Raw genomic sequence first — 2,542 nt, 5'->3', positions numbered from 1 at the left:
TCGGGCAGCAGCGGCAGCGATCACATCACGAACACCGGCACACTCGGCCTGAGCGGGGTCGAGAGCGGCGCGACAGTGCAGTACAGCATCGACAACGGGACGCACTGGAGCAGCAGCTTCAGCGCTGCGGAAGGCGCAAACAGCGTCCAGGTCCGCCAGACCGACGTGGCCGGCAATGTGTCGGCGGCGACCAGCTTCAGCTTCACACTGGACACGGCCGCTGCGGCACCCGGGGTGGCACTCGCCACCGACTCGGGCAGCAGCGGCAGCGATCACGTGACCAGCGCCGGTGCGCTGACTCTTGGTGGTGTGGAGAGCGGCGCGACGGCCGAATACTCGACCGATGGCGGCTCCACATGGAGCACCGGCTTCTCGGCGCAGGAAGGGCTGAACACCCTCGAAGTCCGCCAGACCGATGTGGCCGGCAACGTGTCGGCGGCGACCAGCTTCAGCTTCACGCTGGACACGGCCGCTGCCGCACCCGGGGTGGCACTCGCGATCGACTCGGGCAGCAGCGGCAGTGATCACATCACGAACACCGGCACACTCGGCCTCATCGGGGTCGAAAGCGGCGCGACAGTGCAGTACAGCATCGACAACGGGGCGCACTGGAGCAGCAGCTTCAGCGCTGTCGAAGGCGCGAACAGCGTCGAGGTCCGCCAGACCGACGTGGCCGGCAACGTGTCGACGGCAACCAGCTTCAGCTTCACGCTGGACACGGCCGCTGCGGCGCCCGGGGTGGCGCTCGCCACCGACTCGGGCAGCAGCGGCAGTGATCACGTGACCAGCGCGGGTGCGCTGACGCTTGGTGGTGTGGAGAGCGGCGCGACAGTGCAGTACAGCATCGACAACGGGGCGCACTGGAGCAGCAGCTTCAGCGCTGTCGAAGGCGCAAACAGCGTCCAGGTCCGCCAGACCGACGTGGCCGGCAACGTGTCGGCGGCGACCAGCTTCAGCTTCACGCTGGACACGGCCGCTGCGGCACCCGGGGTGGCGCTCGCCACCGACTCGGGCAGCAGCGGCAGCGATTACATCACGAACACCGGCGCACTCAGCCTCAGCGGGGTCGAGAGCGGCGCGATCGCCGAATACTCGACCGATGGCGGCTCCACATGGAGCACCGGCTTCTCGGCACAGGAAGGGCTGAACACCCTCGAGGTCCGCCAGACCGATGTGGCCGGCAACGTGTCGGCGGCGACCAGCTTCAGCTTCACGCTGGACACGGCCGCTGCGGCACCCGGGGTGGCGCTCGCCACCGACTCGGGCAGCAGCGGCAGCGATCACATCACGAACACCGGCGCACTCAGCCTCAGCGGGGTCGAGAGCGGCGCGATCGCCGAATACTCGACCGATGGCGGCTCCACATGGAGCACCGGCTTCTCGGCACAGGAAGGGCTGAACACCGTCGAAGTCCGCCAGACCGATGTGGCCGGCAACGTATCGGCGGCGACCAGCTTCAGCTTCACACTGGACACGGCTGCCGCCGCACCCGGGGTGGCGCTCGCCACCGACTCGGGCAGCAGCGGCAGCGATCACATCACGAACACCGGCACACTCAGCCTCAGCGGGGTCGAGAGCGGTGCGACGGCCGAATACTCGACCGATGGCGGCTCCACATGGAGCACCGGCTTCTCGGCACAGGAAGGGCTGAACACCCTCGAGGTCCGCCAGACCGACGTGGCCGGCAACGTCTCGGCGGCGACCAGCTTCAGCTTCACGCTGGACACGGCCGCTGCGGCACCGGGGGTGGCGCTCGCCACCGACTCGGGCAGCAGCGGCAGTGATCACATCACGAACACCGGCACACTCGGCCTCAGTGGGGTCGAGAGCGGCGCGACGGCCGAATACTCGACCGATGGCGGCTCCACATGGAGCACCGGCTTCTCGGCACAGGAAGGGCTGAACACCGTCGAGGTCCGCCAGACCGACGTGGCCGGCAACGTGTCGGCGGCGACCAGCTTCAGCTTCACGCTGGACACGGCCGCTGCGGCACCCGGGGTGGCACTCGCCACCGACTCGGGCAGCAGCGGCAGCGATCACATCACGAACACCGGCGCACTCGGCCTCAGCGGGGTCGAGAGCGGCGCGACCGCCGAATACTCGACCGATGGCGGCTCCACATGGAGCACCGGCTTCTCGGCACAGGAAGGGCTGAACACCCTTGAGGTCCGCCAGACCGACGTGGCCGGCAACGTGTCGGCGGCGACCAGCTTCAGCTTCACACTGGACACGGCCGCTGCCGCACCCGGGGTGGCACTCGCCACCGACTCGGGCAGCAGCGGCAGTGATCACATCACGAACACCGGCACACTCAGCCTCAGTGGGGTCGAGAGCGGCGCGACGGCCGAATACTCGACCGATGGCGGCTCCGCATGGAGCACCGGCTTCTCCGCACAGGAAGGGCTGAACACCGTCGAGGTCCGCCAGACCGACGTGGCCGGCAACGTGTCGGCGGCGACCAGCTTCAGCTTCACACTGGACACGGCCGCTGCCGCACCCGGGGTGGCACTCGCCACCGACTCGGGCAGCAGCGGCAGTGATC

At 68.9% G+C, this 2,542-nt stretch carries 1 protein-coding gene; it reads left to right on the top strand.

Annotation, left to right across the window (positions count from 1 at the left end):
- Nucleotides 1-2,542, top strand: a 2,542-nt coding sequence (locus C0Z16_RS36835) for a beta strand repeat-containing protein (protein ID WP_244201523.1), incomplete at both ends; no start/stop codon positions are given.

It is taken from the genome of Paraburkholderia rhynchosiae, from assembly GCF_002879865.1.
Taxonomy (GTDB): Bacteria; Pseudomonadota; Gammaproteobacteria; order Burkholderiales; family Burkholderiaceae; genus Paraburkholderia; species Paraburkholderia rhynchosiae.
This window is presented reverse-complemented; position numbering and strand designations above follow the sequence as displayed.